The following is a 15,798-nucleotide window of genomic DNA, read 5'->3' as shown; positions in this document are numbered from 1 at the left end:
TATGACTGGTCTCCCGCCTGCCTCCTTGTCGGCCGCAACATTGCGGCCTGGCTTACCCGGCGAGATCGCGACTGGCGACCTCGCTGAGAATTCTTTCCAAGACTTGTTCGATGCTGAGCTCCGTGGAATCCAACTGAATGGCATCGGCCGCCGGCTTCAGCGGAGCCACTGAACGCTGCATATCACGCTCGTCTCGAGCGATAATCTCGTCTAGGAGACTCGGCAGGCTAACACCTTCCACCTTGCCTTTCAACTGCAGGTAGCGACGGCGGGCGCGCTCCTCTGCGCTAGCCGTCAGGTAAATCTTCAATGGCGCATCCGGAAACACCACGGTTCCCATGTCGCGACCATCCGCCACCAGACCGGGCAACTCCAGGAAAGCACGCTGGCGCTGCAGCAGCGCTTCACGCACCGCAGGAAGCGAGGCAACCATGGAAGCACCAGCACCTACCTGCTCGTTACGAATAGCATCGGTAACCTCTTCACCCTCAAGGATGATGCGCTTGTCGATAAACTGCACATCCAGATGCGCAGCCAAAGTCTTCAGCGCCTCCTCATTGGTCAGGTCGATACCGTGGTTGCCGGCAGCGAACGCCAACAGACGATAGAGCGCGCCGGAGTCGAGTAGATTCCAACCCAGCTTGCCGGCCAACAAACTAGCAATGGTGCCTTTGCCCGAACCGCTGGGGCCATCGATGGTGATCACCATGGCATTCATGAGTTGCCCTCTTCCGCTACGCGGATGCCGGTTTGAGCCGCCAAACCTAGAAAGTTGGGGAAAGAGGTGGCGACGTTGGCGCAGTCATGAATGCGAATCGGCGCTGTGGCACGCAACGAGGCGACGCTGAAAGACATGGCGATACGGTGATCGCCATGGCTCCACACCTCACCACCACCGATAGTGCCGCCTTCAATGATGATGCCATCCGGGGTTGGCTCAGCCTTAACCCCCAGGGCAATCAGGCCGTCAGCCATGACCTGAATACGGTCAGACTCCTTCACCCGCAGTTCTTCCGCACCGCGCAGCACCGTACGGCCCTCAGCACAGGCGGCCGCAACGAACAGCACCGGAAACTCGTCAATAGCCAGAGGCACCAGATCCTCGGGGATATCGATACCCTTGAGCTTGGCCGCCCGCACGCGAATGTCGGCAACCGGTTCACCGCCCACTTCGCGCTGATTCTCAAGAGAGATATCGGCCCCCATCAACTTGAGAATATCAATCACGCCAGTGCGGGTCGGGTTGATGCCAACATGCTCCAGCACCAGCTCGGAACCCTCGGCGATGCTGGCAGCCACCAGGAAGAATGCAGCGGAGGAAATATCCGCCGGCACTTCGATATGGGTGGCAATCAGCTTGTGGCCGGATGCAACCGTGGCGGCATTACCCTCGACCGCTACCGGATAACCGAAGCCCTGCAGCATGCGCTCGGTGTGATCGCGAGTCGGCGCCGGCTCGATCACAGTAGTGGAACCGGCGGCATAGAGACCTGCCAGCAATAGACAGGATTTCACCTGAGCACTGGCCATCGGCATCTCGTAGGTCATGCCACCCAGGCGGCGACCACCACGAATGGTCAGCGGTGGACGGCCTTCCGGCGCGGTCTCGATCAGCGCGCCCATCTCGCGCAGAGGCTTGGCCACGCGATTCATCGGCCGCTTGGACAGCGAGGCGTCGCCAGTCAGCACGGTATCGAACGGCTGCGCCGCCAGCAGACCGGAGAGCAGACGCATGGAGGTGCCGGAATTGCCCAGGTAAAGCGGGCCAGGAGGCGGTTTGAGGCCATTGAGGCCGACGCCATGAATGGTCACCTTACCGTGATGCGGGCCCTCGATGACCACCCCCATATCACGGAAAGCCTGCAGAGTAGCCAACGCATCCTCGCCCTCGAGGAAGCCCTCCACCTCGGTGGTGCCTTCGGCCAGCGAGCCGAGCATGATCGAGCGGTGCGAAATGGACTTGTCGCCCGGAACACGGATACGGCCGGAAAGAGAGCCACCGGGATTGGCGAGGTAGATCAGGTCGTTCGAATGCATAGCGTCCACATAGGCCCTGCGGGCCAGAATTTTGCTGAAATGCTCGCGGGCATGCCGAGCGCGGGTAAACACGCCCAGCAACTGATGCCCGTCCCCTGCGTCAACCGCGCCGCGCAGGGCGTCGAGGTCATCACGAAATGCGTCGAGGGTACGCAGCACGGCCTCGCGATTAGCGAGGAAGATGTCGTGCCACATTACCGGATCGCTACCGGCGATCCGCGTGAAATCGCGGAAGCCACCGGCGGCATAACGGAAGATTTCCAGGTTCTCGCTGCGCTTGGCCAGCGAGTCGACCAGGGTGAAGGCCAGCAGGTGCGGCAGGTGACTGGTAGCCGCCAGCACCTGATCGTGGTGCTCCACCTCCATATGCTCCACGTCGGCACCCAGCGCTCGCCACAGGCCATCGACCAATGCCAGCGCCTCGGTATCAGTGGACTCCTGCGGTGTCAGGATCACCTTGTGCCGGCGAAACAACTCGGCATTGGCCGCCTCCACCCCACTCTGCTCGGAGCCAGCGATCGGATGGCCCGGGACAAAACGCGCTACCTTGCCATCGAAGGCCAGACGCGCCGCACGCAACACATTGCCCTTGGCGCTGCCGACATCGGTGAGTACCGCATCACCCAGATCGCACTGCGCCAGCTGGCCCAGCAGCTTTTCCATGGCCAGGATAGGCACCGCCAGCTGGATCACCGCAGCGCCCTGACAGGCGGCCGCCAGCTCGGTTTCGCAGCGATCAACCACACCCAGCTCGACGGCCAGGCGCCGCGATTCCGCGTCCAGATCGACACCCACGACCTCACTGAACAGCCCCTTCTCGCGCATGCCTTTGGCGAAAGAGCCACCAATCAGGCCGAGCCCCACTACCACCAGGCGACCGAGCCTGCCAGGCGACTGTTGCAACGGCATTGCATCAGCCACGGACAATCTGCTCCAGCGCCTCGAGGAAGCGAGCGTTCTCGCCCTCGGTACCGATGGACACACGCAGGAAGGTCGGCATGCCATAGCCGGCCACCGGCCGCACGATGACGCCCGCCTTGAGCAACGCCTGATTGATCGGCGCAGCATCGCGACCGAAGTCGACGGCGATGAAGTTGCCCTTGCTGGGAATCCACTGCAGACCCAGCTTGCGGAAACCATCCTCCAGCTGGGCCATACCGGCGTCGTTAGTGCGGCGACTAGCCGCCAGGTAGTCGGCATCGTCCAGCGCCGCGCAGGCGGCAGCCAGGGCCAGGCTGTTAACGTTGAACGGCGCACGCACACGGTTGAGCACGTCGGCCACCTGCGGCGAGCTCAGTGCATAACCGACACGCAGCGAAGCCAGGCCATAGGCTTTGGAAAAGGTGCGCGAGACCAGCAGATTCGGGTAACGCGCCAGGTAGTCGAGGCCATCCGGCAGTTCGCCGCCTTCGGCGTACTCGATATAAGCCTCGTCCAGCACCACCAGTACGTTCTCCGGCACACGAGCGAGGAAGCGCTCCAGCACGTCCGGACCGAACCAGGTACCGGTCGGATTGTTCGGGTTGGCGACGAAGACCACGCGGGTATTGGCATCGATGGCCGCCAGCATGGCCTCCAGATCGTGACCGTAACCCTTGGCCGGCACCACCTTGCCCTGAGCACCGACCGCCTGGGTGGCGATGGGATAGACGGCGAAGGCGTACTGACTGAATACGGCGTTGAGGCCCGGCGCCAGCCAGGCGCGGGCGACCAAATCGAGGATGTCGTTGGAGCCGTTGCCCAGGGTCACCTGGGCCGGCGTCACACCACAACGCGCCGCCAGCCTGGACTTCAGCTCGAAGCCGTTACCGTCGGGGTAGCGGGTCAACTCGGCCAACTCGGTACGTATGGCTTCCAGCGCCTTGGGCGACGGCCCCAGCGGATTCTCGTTGCTGGCCAGCTTGACGATGCCGGCCGGGTCGAGATCCAGCTCGCGAGCCAGCTCATCGACCGGCTTGCCCGGCACGTAGGGCGAAAGTTTCTGCACGCCCGGCACAGCCTGGGCGAGAAAATCGCAGCTCATGAATAGACCTCAAAAGCATTAACTACTGAACAGTCAGGCATCGATAAAACCAGCGGCTGCCAGGTATCTACAAATACACTCAACACCCTCGTCTACCGAAAGAGATGAGGTATCGACACTCACTTCAGCGGCCAGGGGCACCTCGAAAGGTGAGTCGATACCGGTGAAATTTCTGAGTTGCCCAGTACGCGCCTTGAGGTAAAGGCCTTTCGGGTCGCGACCTTCGCACACACTCAATGGCGTAGAAACGTGAACCTCGATGAAACGGCCAGGCACCAGCGCCCGCACAAGGTCGCGATCAGCCCTGAAAGGCGAAATAAAAGCCGCGATGACAATCAAGCCGGCATCGAGCATTAATGCCCCGACTTCCCCAACACGCCGGATATTCTCGCGCCTATCTTCGGGGCCAAAGCCGAGATCGCGATTCAATCCATGGCGAAGATTGTCCCCATCGAGCAGATAGGTATGCCGACCGGCAGCGAACAATCGGCGCTCAAGCGCATCGGCAAGCGTTGACTTCCCTGCCCCACTCAAGCCGGTGAGCCAGATCAGACAGGGACGCTGGCCTTTGATAAGCGCACGCGCATTCACGTCGACCGCATGAGACTGCCAACGAATGTTTGGATCCATTCAGAGCACCGCCTTCGGATAAGACCCCAGCACTTTCAGCGCCACGGCCTCACCATTGATCTTTTCCAGCACATCCTTGATCAGCGGATCGCGGTGATGGCCGACAAAGTCGATGAAGAACACGTAGGTCCACTTGCCGCTGCGCGACGGGCGGGTCTCGATGCGGGTCAGGTCGATGCCGTTGGTGTGGAACGGCACCAGCAGTTCATGCAGGGCGCCCGGCTTGTTGCGCATGGAGACGATGACCGAGGTCTTGTCGTCGCCGGTCGGCGGCACTTCCTGGCTGCCGATGATAAGGAAGCGCGTGGAATTGTCCGGGCGATCCTCGATCTTCTCCTGGAGCTTGGTCAGGCCGTAGAGATTGGCCGCCATATCGCCGGCGATCGCCGCCGAATTCCACTCACTCTTCACCCGCTTGGCCGCATCCGCGTTGCTCGACACCGCTACGCGCTCGACGTTCGGGTAGTGCGCATCCAGCCACTTGCGGCACTGGGCCAGGGACTGGGCGTGAGAGTAGATGCGGGTGATCTTGTCAGGCTTGGTGGTATCACCGACCAACAGGTGGTGGTGGATGCGCAACTCCACCTCGCCGCAGATCACCATGTCGTGTTCGAGGAAGCTGTCCAGGGTGTGATTGATCGCACCCTCAGTGGAGTTCTCCACCGGCACCACACCGAAGTTGACCGCACCGGCGGCCACTTCGCGAAACACCTCGTCAATGGCGGCCATCGGCACGCTGATCACCGAGTGGCCGAAATGCTTCATCGCCGCGGCCTGACTGAAGGTGCCTTCCGGGCCGAGATAGGCGACCTTGAGCGGCTGCTCCAAGGCCAGGCAGGAGGACATGATTTCGCGGAACAGCCGCGCCATCTCCTCGTTGTCCAGCGGCCCCTTGTTCAGCTCCATGATGTGCTTGAGCACCCAGGCTTCACGCTCGGGGCGGTAGAACACCGGCTTCTCGCCTTCCGGCAGAGACGCCATCTTCACCCGCGCCACGTCCTGGGCACAGCGCGCGCGCTCGCTGATCAGCTCGAGGATTCTCTCGTCGAGGCTGTCGATGCGAACCCGCAGCGCCTTCAGCTGATCGGCGTCGCTCATCAGCCGTGCTCCTTCTCGAACTCGTCCATGTAGGCCACCAGGGCCTCCACCGCGTCCAGGCCAGTAGCGTTGTAGATGGAGGCACGCATGCCTCCCACCGAACGGTGGCCCTTGAGGTTGAGCAGGCCGCGCGCTTCAGCGCCAGCCAGGAAAGCCTTGTCCAGCTTCTCGTCGACCAGGCGGAACGGCACGTTCATCCAGGAGCGGGCGCTCGGCTGGATCGGGTTGCTGTAGAAGTCGCTGGCATCGATGGCCTTGTACAACAGGTCCTTCTTGGCCTTGTTGCGCTGCTCCATCGCGGCGACGCCGCCCTGCTCCTTCAGCCACTCGAAGACCAGGCCGGAGAGGTACCAGGAATAGGTCGCCGGGGTGTTGTACATGGAGCCGTTGTCAGCGGCGACCTTGTAGTTGAGCATGGTCGGGCAGACACTGCGGGCGCGACCCAGCAGGTCGTCGCGGATAATGGCGACGACCAGGCCGCTGGGGCCGATGTTCTTCTGCGCGCCGGCGTAGATCAGACCAAACCTGGAGACGTCGATCTCACGGGAGAGGATATCCGAAGACATATCCACCACCAGCGGGGTATCGCCCACCTCGGGGATCCAGTCGAACTGCAGGCCACCGATGGTCTCGTTGCTGGCGTAGTGCACGTAGGCAGCGTCTTTCGACAGCTGCCACTCGTTCTGCCCGGGAATGGCGAAGTAGTCGTAGCCCTTGGCACTGGCGGCGACATTGATATTGCCGTAGCGCTGCGCCTCCTCAATGGCCTTCTTCGACCAGATGCCGGTCTCGATATAGTCGGCCACGCCGTCTTCCGGCAGCAGGTTGAGCGGAATTTCAGCGAACTGCTGGCTGGCACCGCCCTGCAGGAACAGCACCTTGTAATCGCTAGGAATGCTCAGCAGGTCGCGCAGATCCTGTTCGGCCTTCTCGGCGATGGCCACGTACTCGTCACTGCGATGACTCATTTCCATCACGGACAGGCCCCTGCCCTGCCAGTCGAGCATCTCCGCCTGGGCACGCTCCAGCACGGCGGTGGGAAGCGCGGCCGGGCCGGCGCAGAAGTTATGGGCGCGTTTGCTCACTTCGACTCTCTCACTCTTCGCTGTTACCGGTTTGCGCACTCTCATCGGCGCTGGCTACCGTTTCTTCGTTCAGCTCACTGACTTCGCCTTCCAGCGCCTCCAGCTCGTCTTCATCGACGCCGGACGGCTCTTGTACGCGCTCCAGACCAACCAGGGTTTCGTCGTCGGCCAGCTTGATCAAGATGACCCCCTGAGTGTTACGACCGGCCCCGCGAACTTCATCGACGCGTGTACGCACCAGGGTGCCCTGATCGGAAATCAACATGATTTCCTCACCGTCCAGCACCTGCACAGCCCCGACCAGCTTGCCGTTACGCTCGTTGATGACCATGGCGATCACGCCCTGACCACCACGACCACGACGCGGGTAATCGGCCAGCGGGGTGCGCTTGCCATAGCCGCGTGCGGAGGCGGTAAGAATCTGCGCACCTGCTTCCGGAATCAGCATAGAAATGATGCGTTGCTCGCCAGCCAGGCGCATGCCACGCACACCGCGGGCGATACGGCTCATGGTGCGCACCTTGCTTTCCTTGAAGCGGATCACCTTGCCGGCGTCGGAGAACATCATGACGTCCTTGGAGCCATCGGTGATGGCGGCGGCGATCAGCGAGTCACCCTCTTCCAGCTTCAGAGCGATCAGACCATTGGAGCGTGGCTTGGTGAACTGGATCAGCGGGGTCTTCTTTACCGTACCGTAAGCGGTCGCCATAAAGATGTAGGCACCGGTCGGCTCATCCTGACTGAAGTCGGCGTCATCACCCTCTTCGGCATCCTCCACCTCGACCACGTCGGCAACCTGCTCGGCAACCACGTCATCGTCATCGCTCTCTTCGTCAGCGAAGCGGGCACGCACGGCCTCCAGGTCGATCTGCAGCATGGCGGTGATGCGCTCACCCTCATCCAGCGGTAGCAGGTTGACCAGCGGACGCCCCCGCGCGGTACGCGAGGCTTCCGGAATTTCGAAAGTGCGCAGCCAGTAGACCTTGCCCTTGCTGGAGAACAGCAGCAGGGTAGCGTGGCTGTTGGCGACCAGCAGGTGCTCGATGTAATCCTCGTCCTTCACCCCCGTAGCGGACTTGCCCTTGCCGCCACGACGCTGCGCCTGGTAGGCATGCAGAGGCTGGGACTTGGCATAGCCACCATGGGAGATGGTGACGACGCGCTCTTCCTCGGTAATCAGGTCGGCGATGGTCAGGTCCATCTGCGAAGCCATGATCTCGGTGCGGCGGGCGTCACCGAACTCGGCCTTGACCTTCTCCAGCTCCTCGCGGATGACTTCCATCAGACGCTCAGGACTGGTCAGGATGCGGATCAGCTCGCCGATCTGGGTCAGGATTTCCTGGTACTCGGCCAGCAGCTTCTCATGCTCCAGGCCGGTCAGGCGGTGCAGGCGCAGCTCGAGGATGGCCTGGGCCTGCTCGGGCGACAGGTAGTACTTGCCCTCGCGCAGGCCGTATTGCGGGTCGAGATCCTCCGGACGGCAGGAGTCGGCGCCAGCGCGCTCGACCATGGCCTCCACGGCACTGGACTCCCAGGCAGTGGCAATCAGGCGCTCCTTGGCCTCGGCCGGGGTCGGCGAAGCCTTGATCAGCTCGATCACCGGGTCGATGTTGGACAGGGCAACCGCCTGGCCTTCAAGAATGTGCCCGCGTTCGCGCGCCTTGCGCAGCTCGTAGACGGTACGCCGGGTCACCACCTCACGGCGGTGACGGACGAACACTTCGAGCATGTCCTTGAGATTCATGGTACGCGGCTGGCCGTCGACCAGGGCCACCACGTTGATGCCGAACACGCTCTGCATCTGGGTCTGGGCGTAGAGGTTGTTTAGCACTACCTCGCCGACTTCGCCGCGGCGCAGCTCGATGACCACGCGCATACCGTCCTTGTCGGACTCGTCGCGCAGTTCAGTGATGCCTTCGATCTTCTTCTCTTTGACCAGCTCGGCGATCTTCTCGATCAGGCGCGCCTTGTTCAGCTGGTACGGCAGCTCGGTAACGATGATCTGCTGGCGATTGCCGCCCTTCTCCATATCCTCGATCGTCGCACGAGCACGCATGTAGATGCGCCCACGACCGGTACGGTAGGCCTCGATGATGCCGGCGCGGCCGTTGATGATGCCTGCGGTCGGAAAGTCCGGACCGGGGATGTACTGCATCAGCTCGTCGACGGTCAGTTCGGGATTGTCGATCAGCGCCAGGCAGCCGTCGATCACCTCGGTGAGGTTATGTGGCGGAATGTTGGTCGCCATACCCACGGCAATACCGGACGAGCCGTTGACCAGCAGATTGGGGATCTTGGTCGGCATGACCGCCGGAATCTGTTCGGTGCCATCGTAGTTGGGCACCCAGTCGACGGTTTCCTTGTCCAGATCGGCCAGCAGCTCATGAGCCAGCTTGGCCATGCGCACTTCGGTGTAACGCATGGCCGCAGCGTTGTCGCCGTCCACCGAACCGAAGTTACCCTGACCGTCAACCAGCATGTAGCGCAGAGAGAAGGGCTGGGCCATACGCACGATGGTGTCGTACACCGCGATGTCGCCGTGCGGGTGGTACTTACCGATCACGTCACCGACCACACGGGCGGACTTCTTGTACGGCTTGTTCCAGTCGTTGCCCAGCTCGCTCATGGCGTAGAGCACACGGCGGTGCACCGGCTTCAAGCCATCACGCGCATCCGGCAGCGCGCGCCCGACGATCACGCTCATCGCATAGTCGAGGTAGGACTGTTTCAGCTCGTCTTCGATATTGACCGGGAGGATTTCTTTGGCCAGTTCGCCCATGAGAAGCCTGGTTCCTTATTCTGGTGAAACCCCGTCACACCCTTCCTAGGTGAGGCCGGAGTCCGCCGCGACCGCTGCCTATTCAGCAGCGATCCACAGCAAATCAACGAGTTAAGCCAACAATTCGCGCTAGTGGGACGACCCGCACGGGGCCGTCGGAAAACTGCCGGAGCTTACCACAGCACACGCCCCGCACCTACCCCGCCCAGCCGGCTCAGTGCAACCGCTTACGGCACATGAGCTTCGCCATTTTCGCCGCATCCGGCCGCTCGACCACGCCTTTTTCGGTGACGATCGCGTCGATCAGGTCGGCGGGCGTCACATCGAATACCGGATTGAGCGCATCCACATCAGCAGCAACGCGCCGACCGGCCACGTCCAGCAGCTCATGACTATCGCGCTCTTCGATGGGAATGTCCTCCCCCTCCTCCAGACTCATGTCGATGGTCGAACTGGGCGCTACTACCATGAAGCGCACGCCATGGTGCATGGCGTTGACCGCCAACTGGTAGGTACCGATCTTGTTAGCCACATCGCCATTGGCGGTGATGCGATCCGCCCCAACGATGACCCAGGTAATATCGCCAGCCTTCATCAGATGAGCGGCGGCGGAATCGACATTCAGGCTGACCGGCACACCGTCGCCTGCCAGTTCCCAGGCAGTCAGGCGCGACCCCTGCAACCAGGGGCGCGTCTCGTTGGCATAGACCCGCTCGACCAACCCTGCCGCATGGGCCGCACGAATCACCCCCAGTGCCGTACCGAAACCTCCGGTCGCCAGCGCACCGGCATTGCAATGCGTCATCAACCGCTGGGGAGCAGCCTGATGCTTGCGAATCAGCTCCATGCCAAGCTGCGCCATGGTCAGATTGGCCTCGCGATCACTTTCCAGAATACCGAGCGCCTCAGCCTCCAGCGCAGCCAGCGCGCCCTCGTTCGACTTCAGACGCTGCACCCGCTCACGCATGCGCCCCAACGCCCAAAACAGATTGACCGCCGTAGGCCGCGAATCCGCCAAGACCTTGAAATCCTCCTCGAGCGCCGCCTGCCAGGCGCCCCCTTGTGACAGACGTGCTCGCGCAGCCAGCACCACGCCGAAAGCTGCAGCGATGCCAATAGCCGGCGCGCCGCGCACCACCATGCTGCGAATGGCCTCAGCTACACCTGCCGCCGAGTCATAGTTCAGCCAGGTTTCCTCATGCGGTAACGCGCGCTGATCCAACAAGCGCAACGTGCCGCCGCACCATTCGATGGCCTTTACCTTCTCCGCCGCCAGCAGTTCGTCGCGCATCACATCCCCAACAAGCTGAAACAAAAAGTCGCGGAGTATAACGACCCAGAGCCAGCACCGCGCTGCCATGATCAGCATTGGGCGGCGACAGCGACAAATCCGCACAAGCAGCGCGCTGGGCGGATCACCGATAGGTTCTCAGTTATACTGCCGCCACTTTTTATTTGCCCGGATAAATGCCATGCCCGAACCCCGCCAGCCGTTCGACTTGCTGCTCCTGCCCAGCTGGCTGGTGCCGGTCGAGCCTGCCGGCGTGGTGCTGCGTGATCACGGCCTGGGCATTCGCGACGGCCGCATTGCCTTGATCGCTCCGCGCGCCGAGGCACTGCGCCATCCGGCCACGCAAGTGCGAGAGCTGCCGAACTGCGTGCTCACCCCCGGCCTGGTCAACGCCCACGGCCACGCCGCCATGACCCTGTTCCGCGGCCTGGCCGACGATCTGCCGCTGATGAACTGGCTGCAGGACCACATCTGGCCCGCCGAGGCCAAGTGGGTAGACGAGGAGTTCGTCCGCGACGGTACCGAATTGGCCATTGCCGAGCAGCTTAAGAGCGGCGTCAGCTGCTTCTCCGACATGTACTTCTTTCCAGAAGTGGCCAGCGAGCTGGTGCACAAGAGCGGCATGCGCGCCCAGCTGACCATTCCCGTGCTGGACTTCCCCACCCCCGGCGCGCGCGACGCCGAAGAAGCCCTGCGCAAGGGCCTGCGCCTGTTCGACGACCTCAAGCAGCACCCGCGCATCAAAGTCGCCTTCGGCCCACACGCGCCCTACTCGGTCAGTGACGACAAACTGCAACAGGTGCTGATGCTGGCCGAAGAGCTGGACGCCGGCATTCACATGCACGTTCACGAGACCGCCTTCGAGGTACAGCAGAGCCTGGAGCTGCACGGCATGCGCCCACTGCAGCGGCTGGCCAACCTTGGCCTGCTCGGGCCGCGTTTCCAGGCCGTGCACATGACCCAGATCGACCAGGCGGATATCGAGCTGCTGGTGGAGAGCAACAGCAGCGTGATCCACTGCCCGGAATCCAACCTCAAGCTGGCCAGCGGCTTCTGCCCGGTGGAGAAGCTCTGGCAGGCCGGCGTCAACATCGCCATCGGCACCGACGGCGCCGCCAGCAACAACGACCTGGACCTGCTCGGTGAAACCCGCACCGCCGCCCTGCTGGCCAAGGCCGTGGCCGGCAGCGCGACAGCCCTCAACGCCCATGCGGCATTGCGCATGGTCACCCTGAATGGCGCCCGAGCCCTGGGCCTGGATGCCGAGATCGGCTCGCTGGAAGCCGGCAAGCTGGCCGACCTGGCCGCTTTCGACCTGTCCGGCCTGGCTCAGCAGCCGATCTACGACCCGGTATCACAACTGATCTATGCCGGCGGACGCAGCTGCGTGAAGCATCTGTGGGTCGGCGGCAAGCAGCTGCTCGACGACGGCCACCTGACGCGCCTGGACGAGCAGCGCATCATCGCCAACGCACGCACCTGGGGCGAGCGCATCGCCGCCAAACACTGAATTCGCCTTCAAGACTTTTTAAGAGCACGCCATGAGCAACGTCGACCACGCCGAAATCGCCAAATTCGAGGCCCTCGCCCACCGCTGGTGGGATCGCGAGAGTGAATTCAAGCCGCTGCATGACATCAACCCGCTGCGGGTCAACTGGATCGACGAGCGCGTCGGTCTGGCCGGCAAGAAGGTGCTGGACGTCGGCTGCGGCGGCGGCATCCTCAGCGAGTCCATGGCCCAGCGCGGCGCCACCGTCACCGGGATCGACATGGGCGAAGCGCCACTGGCCGTGGCCCAGCTGCACCAGCTGGAATCCGGCGTGGCGGTGGAATACCGACAAATCACCGCCGAAGCCCTGGCCGAGGAGATGCCCGGTCAGTTCGACGTGGTCACCTGCCTGGAAATGCTCGAACACGTGCCGGACCCGTCCTCGGTAATCCGCGCCTGCTACAAGATGGTCAAACCCGGCGGCCAAGTGTTCTTCTCCACCATCAACCGCAACCCCAAGGCCTATCTGTTTGCCATCGTCGGCGCCGAATACATCATGCGCCTGCTGCCTCGCGGCACCCATGATTTCAGGAAGTTCATCCGCCCCTCGGAACTGGGCGCCTGGAGCCGCGCTGCCGGCCTGCAGGTCAAGGACATCATCGGCCTGACCTACAACCCGCTGACCAAACGCTACAAGCTGGCGGCGGACGTGGACGTCAACTACATGATCCAGACCCTGCGCGAGGAGTAAGGCGAATGGCCCTGCAAGCCGTGCTTTTCGACATGGACGGCACCCTGCTGGACACCGCACCAGACTTTGTCGCGGTGTGCCAGGCCATGCGCACCGCCCGTGACCTGCCTCCCGTCGACGAGCAACGTATCCGCGACGTAGTTTCCGGCGGGGCTCGTGCCATGGTGTGTGCAACTTTCGATATCGAGATCGGTACAGCGGGTTTCGAAGCGCTGCGCCTGGAGTTCCTCGAGCGCTATCGTGAACACTGCGCCGTACTGAGCAAGCCATTCGACGGCATGCCAGAACTACTTGCCGAGATCGAGGCATCGCGCCTGATCTGGGGCGTGGCCACCAATAAACCGGTGATCTTCGCCGAGCCGATCATGCAGCAACTGGCTCTGGCCGAGCGCTCCGCTGTCCTGGTCTGCCCGGACCATGTGCCACGCAGCAAGCCGGCGCCGGACATGCTGCTGCTGGCCTGCGAGAAAATCGGTGTCGCACCGCAGGACACCTTGTTTGTCGGTGACGACGCCCGTGATATCGAAGCCGGGCGCGCCGCCGGCTGCAAGACCGCCGCCGTCACCTATGGCTATATCCATCCCGAGGACAATCCGCGTCACTGGGGCGCCGATGTCGTGGTGGATCATCCCCTTGAGCTGCGCGCCCTGCTGGATCGCGCACTCTGCAGTTGCTGACTCATTGGGCTGCGCTGCGCTGAACCTGCGCGGCTCAACCCAACCTACGCATAACGAGATATCAAGCATGTTCGACTACCAAGCCCGCCCCGACCTGCTCAAAGACCGCGTGATCTTGGTCACCGGCGCCGGCCGCGGCATCGGTGCCGCAGCCGCCAAGACCTTCGCCGCCCATGGCGCCACCGTACTGCTGCTGGGCAAGACCGAGGAAAACCTCAATCAGGTCTACGACGAGATCGATGCCGCAGGCCATCCGCAGCCCGTGGTGATCCCGTTCAACCTGGAGACCGCCCTGCCCCACCAATACGACGAACTGGCTGCCACCGTCGAAGCCGAGTTCGGCCGCCTCGACGGCCTGTTGCACAACGCAGCCATCGTCGGGCCGCGCACGCCGCTGGAACAGCTGTCCGGCGACAATTTCATGCGCGTCATGCAGATCAACGTCAATGCCATGTTCATGCTCACCAGCACCCTGCTGCCGCTGCTCAAGCTGTCCGAGGACGCCTCGGTGGTGTTCACCTCCAGCAGCGTCGGCCGCAAGGGCCGCGCCTATTGGGGCGCCTATGGCGTATCCAAGTTCGCCACCGAGGGCTTGATGCAGACCCTGGCCGACGAAGTCGACGGCATCGCCAAGGTGCGCGCCAACAGCATCAACCCCGGTGCTACCCGCACCGGCATGCGCGCCCAGGCCTACCCGGGAGAGAACCCCGCGAACAACCCGCTGCCGGAGGAGATCATGCCGGTCTACCTCTACCTGATGGGACCGGACAGCCATGGGGTTAATGGCCAGGCCTTCAACGCTCAGTGATGACGCAGGGGTGCCGGTTTTCCGGCATCCCTGACGCGGCGGCATTGTTTTGCCAGCATACCCGCCAAACAACCGGCAATACGCTGCCTCTCAAACTCTAAAAATATCTCTAAGCCAATGTTTTAATTAGTATTTTTTACGTTGGCACAAAAATAGCTTTACCCCTGGTGTCAACGCGCTTTGCGCCAGAGGTTCAGCTCCATGGTCCAGCACACCCAGTCCAACACCATCGATTTCGATGCCGCCAAGCTGCAGCGCCTGGGCTATGCCCGCCGCACCCAGCCTGCCGCCAAGCCTGTGAGCCTGGCCCAGCTGCGCCAGCAGCTTGGCCTGCAGCTACAGACTTCGCTGGAGGCGGATCGCATCCTGGCCCTGTTTTTTCAGGAAGTGCAGCGCCTGGTGCCCCTGGATGCCCTGAGCTACCAGCAACCCGCCACCGACATGCGTCTGGAGCTGGGTGAGCGCGCCAGTCACTCGGCCGGCTATCGCCTGACCCATGAAGGCGAATACCTCGGCGAGCTGATCTTCCGCCGCAACCTGCGCTTCAGCGAAGAAGAACTGGGCCAGCTGGAGTCCTTGCTGGCCAGCCTGCTGTTCCCCCTGCGCAACGCCCTGCTCTACCGCTCGGCGCTGCAGAGCGCACTGCGCGACCCGCTGACCGAAACCGGTAACCGCATTGCCATGAGCCAGGCCCTGCAGCGCGAGATCGACCTCGCGAGCCGCAGCCTGCAACCGCTGTCGGTGCTGATGCTGGATATCGATCACTTCAAGTCGATCAACGATCGTTTTGGCCACGGCACCGGGGATCAGGTACTCAAGGCAGTCGCAGCTTCACTGAAAGACAGCCTGCGCAATGTCGACATGGTGTTCCGCTATGGCGGCGAGGAGTTTCTGGTGCTGCTGTCCAACACCGGACGCGAAGCGGCCCAGATGGTCGGCGAGCGCCTGCGCCTGGCCATCCTGGGCCTGCAGTACCTGGTCGAAGGGCGCACTCTGGAGCTGTCCATCAGCCTCGGCTGCGCCACGCTGCTGCCGGGTGAATCGGCAGACAGCCTGCAACACCGAGCCGACAGCGCGCTGTATGTCTCCAAACGCGAAGGCCGCAACCGCCTGTCCATGGCAGGCTGAGG

The 15,798-nt window shown here is 62.8% G+C and carries 13 protein-coding genes; 5 read left to right on the top strand and 8 right to left on the bottom strand.

Going from position 1 to position 15,798, the window contains the following annotated elements:
* Positions 1–52 precede the first annotated feature (52 nt).
* From cmk to mtnA, 8 genes are all read right to left on the bottom strand, one after another.
* Positions 53–718, bottom strand: a complete 666-nt coding sequence (gene cmk / locus ACF8C6_RS02135) for a (d)CMP kinase (RefSeq protein ID WP_392497784.1) — start codon at positions 716–718, stop codon at positions 53–55.
* Positions 715–2,946, bottom strand: a complete 2,232-nt coding sequence (locus ACF8C6_RS02130; RefSeq protein WP_392497874.1) for a bifunctional prephenate dehydrogenase/3-phosphoshikimate 1-carboxyvinyltransferase — start codon at positions 2,944–2,946, stop codon at positions 715–717. Before ACF8C6_RS02130 ends, cmk begins: the two co-directional genes overlap by 4 nt.
* 4 nt (positions 2,947–2,950) lie before the next feature.
* The gene (hisC, locus tag ACF8C6_RS02125; RefSeq protein WP_392497783.1) at positions 2,951–4,060 is read right to left on the bottom strand and encodes a histidinol-phosphate transaminase; all 1,110 of its coding nucleotides are present in this window, start codon (positions 4,058–4,060) and stop codon (positions 2,951–2,953) included.
* Positions 4,061–4,093: 33 nt separating this feature from the next.
* Positions 4,094–4,690, bottom strand: a complete 597-nt coding sequence (gene cysC, locus ACF8C6_RS02120; RefSeq protein WP_392497782.1) for an adenylyl-sulfate kinase — start codon at positions 4,688–4,690, stop codon at positions 4,094–4,096.
* Positions 4,691–5,788, bottom strand: a complete 1,098-nt coding sequence (pheA, locus tag ACF8C6_RS02115; protein WP_392497781.1) for a prephenate dehydratase — start codon at positions 5,786–5,788, stop codon at positions 4,691–4,693. It abuts the gene before it with no gap.
* The gene (gene serC / locus ACF8C6_RS02110; protein WP_392497780.1) at positions 5,788–6,873 is read right to left on the bottom strand and encodes a 3-phosphoserine/phosphohydroxythreonine transaminase; all 1,086 of its coding nucleotides are present in this window, start codon (positions 6,871–6,873) and stop codon (positions 5,788–5,790) included. The genes pheA and serC overlap by 1 nt, the downstream gene beginning before the upstream one ends.
* A gap of 10 nt (positions 6,874–6,883) precedes the next feature.
* Positions 6,884–9,652, bottom strand: coding sequence for a DNA gyrase subunit A (gene gyrA / locus ACF8C6_RS02105; RefSeq protein WP_392497779.1), 2,769 nt, complete (start codon positions 9,650–9,652; stop codon positions 6,884–6,886).
* A 214-nt stretch (positions 9,653–9,866) separates the two neighbouring features.
* Positions 9,867–10,943 carry an S-methyl-5-thioribose-1-phosphate isomerase gene (gene mtnA / locus ACF8C6_RS02100; RefSeq protein ID WP_392497778.1) on the bottom strand — a complete coding sequence of 359 codons (1,077 nt, stop codon included), beginning with the start codon at positions 10,941–10,943 and terminating at the stop codon, positions 9,867–9,869.
* A 181-nt stretch (positions 10,944–11,124) separates the two neighbouring features.
* Here mtnA and ACF8C6_RS02095 point away from each other — a divergent pair, with 181 nt between their 5' ends.
* From ACF8C6_RS02095 to ACF8C6_RS02075, 5 genes are all read left to right on the top strand, one after another.
* Positions 11,125–12,453, top strand: a complete 1,329-nt coding sequence (locus ACF8C6_RS02095; protein WP_392497777.1) for a TRZ/ATZ family hydrolase — start codon at positions 11,125–11,127, stop codon at positions 12,451–12,453.
* 31 nt (positions 12,454–12,484) lie between these two features.
* Entirely contained in the window at positions 12,485–13,183 is a 699-nt protein-coding gene (gene ubiG, locus ACF8C6_RS02090; RefSeq protein ID WP_392497776.1) for a bifunctional 2-polyprenyl-6-hydroxyphenol methylase/3-demethylubiquinol 3-O-methyltransferase UbiG, read from the top strand.
* Positions 13,184–13,188: 5 nt separating this feature from the next.
* Entirely contained in the window at positions 13,189–13,860 is a 672-nt protein-coding gene (mupP, locus tag ACF8C6_RS02085) for an N-acetylmuramic acid 6-phosphate phosphatase MupP (protein ID WP_392497775.1), read from the top strand.
* Between the two features lie 67 nt (positions 13,861–13,927).
* On the top strand, positions 13,928–14,668 hold the full coding sequence (locus tag ACF8C6_RS02080; protein WP_277690096.1) for a YciK family oxidoreductase: 741 nt from the start codon (positions 13,928–13,930) through the stop codon (positions 14,666–14,668).
* Positions 14,669–14,869: 201 nt separating this feature from the next.
* The gene (locus ACF8C6_RS02075) at positions 14,870–15,796 is read left to right on the top strand and encodes a GGDEF domain-containing protein (protein WP_392497774.1); all 927 of its coding nucleotides are present in this window, start codon (positions 14,870–14,872) and stop codon (positions 15,794–15,796) included.
* The last annotated feature ends 2 nt before the right edge of the window (positions 15,797–15,798 follow it).

Origin of the sequence: Pseudomonas sp. zbq_18, assembly GCF_043102245.1 — a bacterium.
Lineage (GTDB): Bacteria > Pseudomonadota > Gammaproteobacteria > Pseudomonadales > Pseudomonadaceae > Aquipseudomonas.
This window is presented reverse-complemented; position numbering and strand designations above follow the sequence as displayed.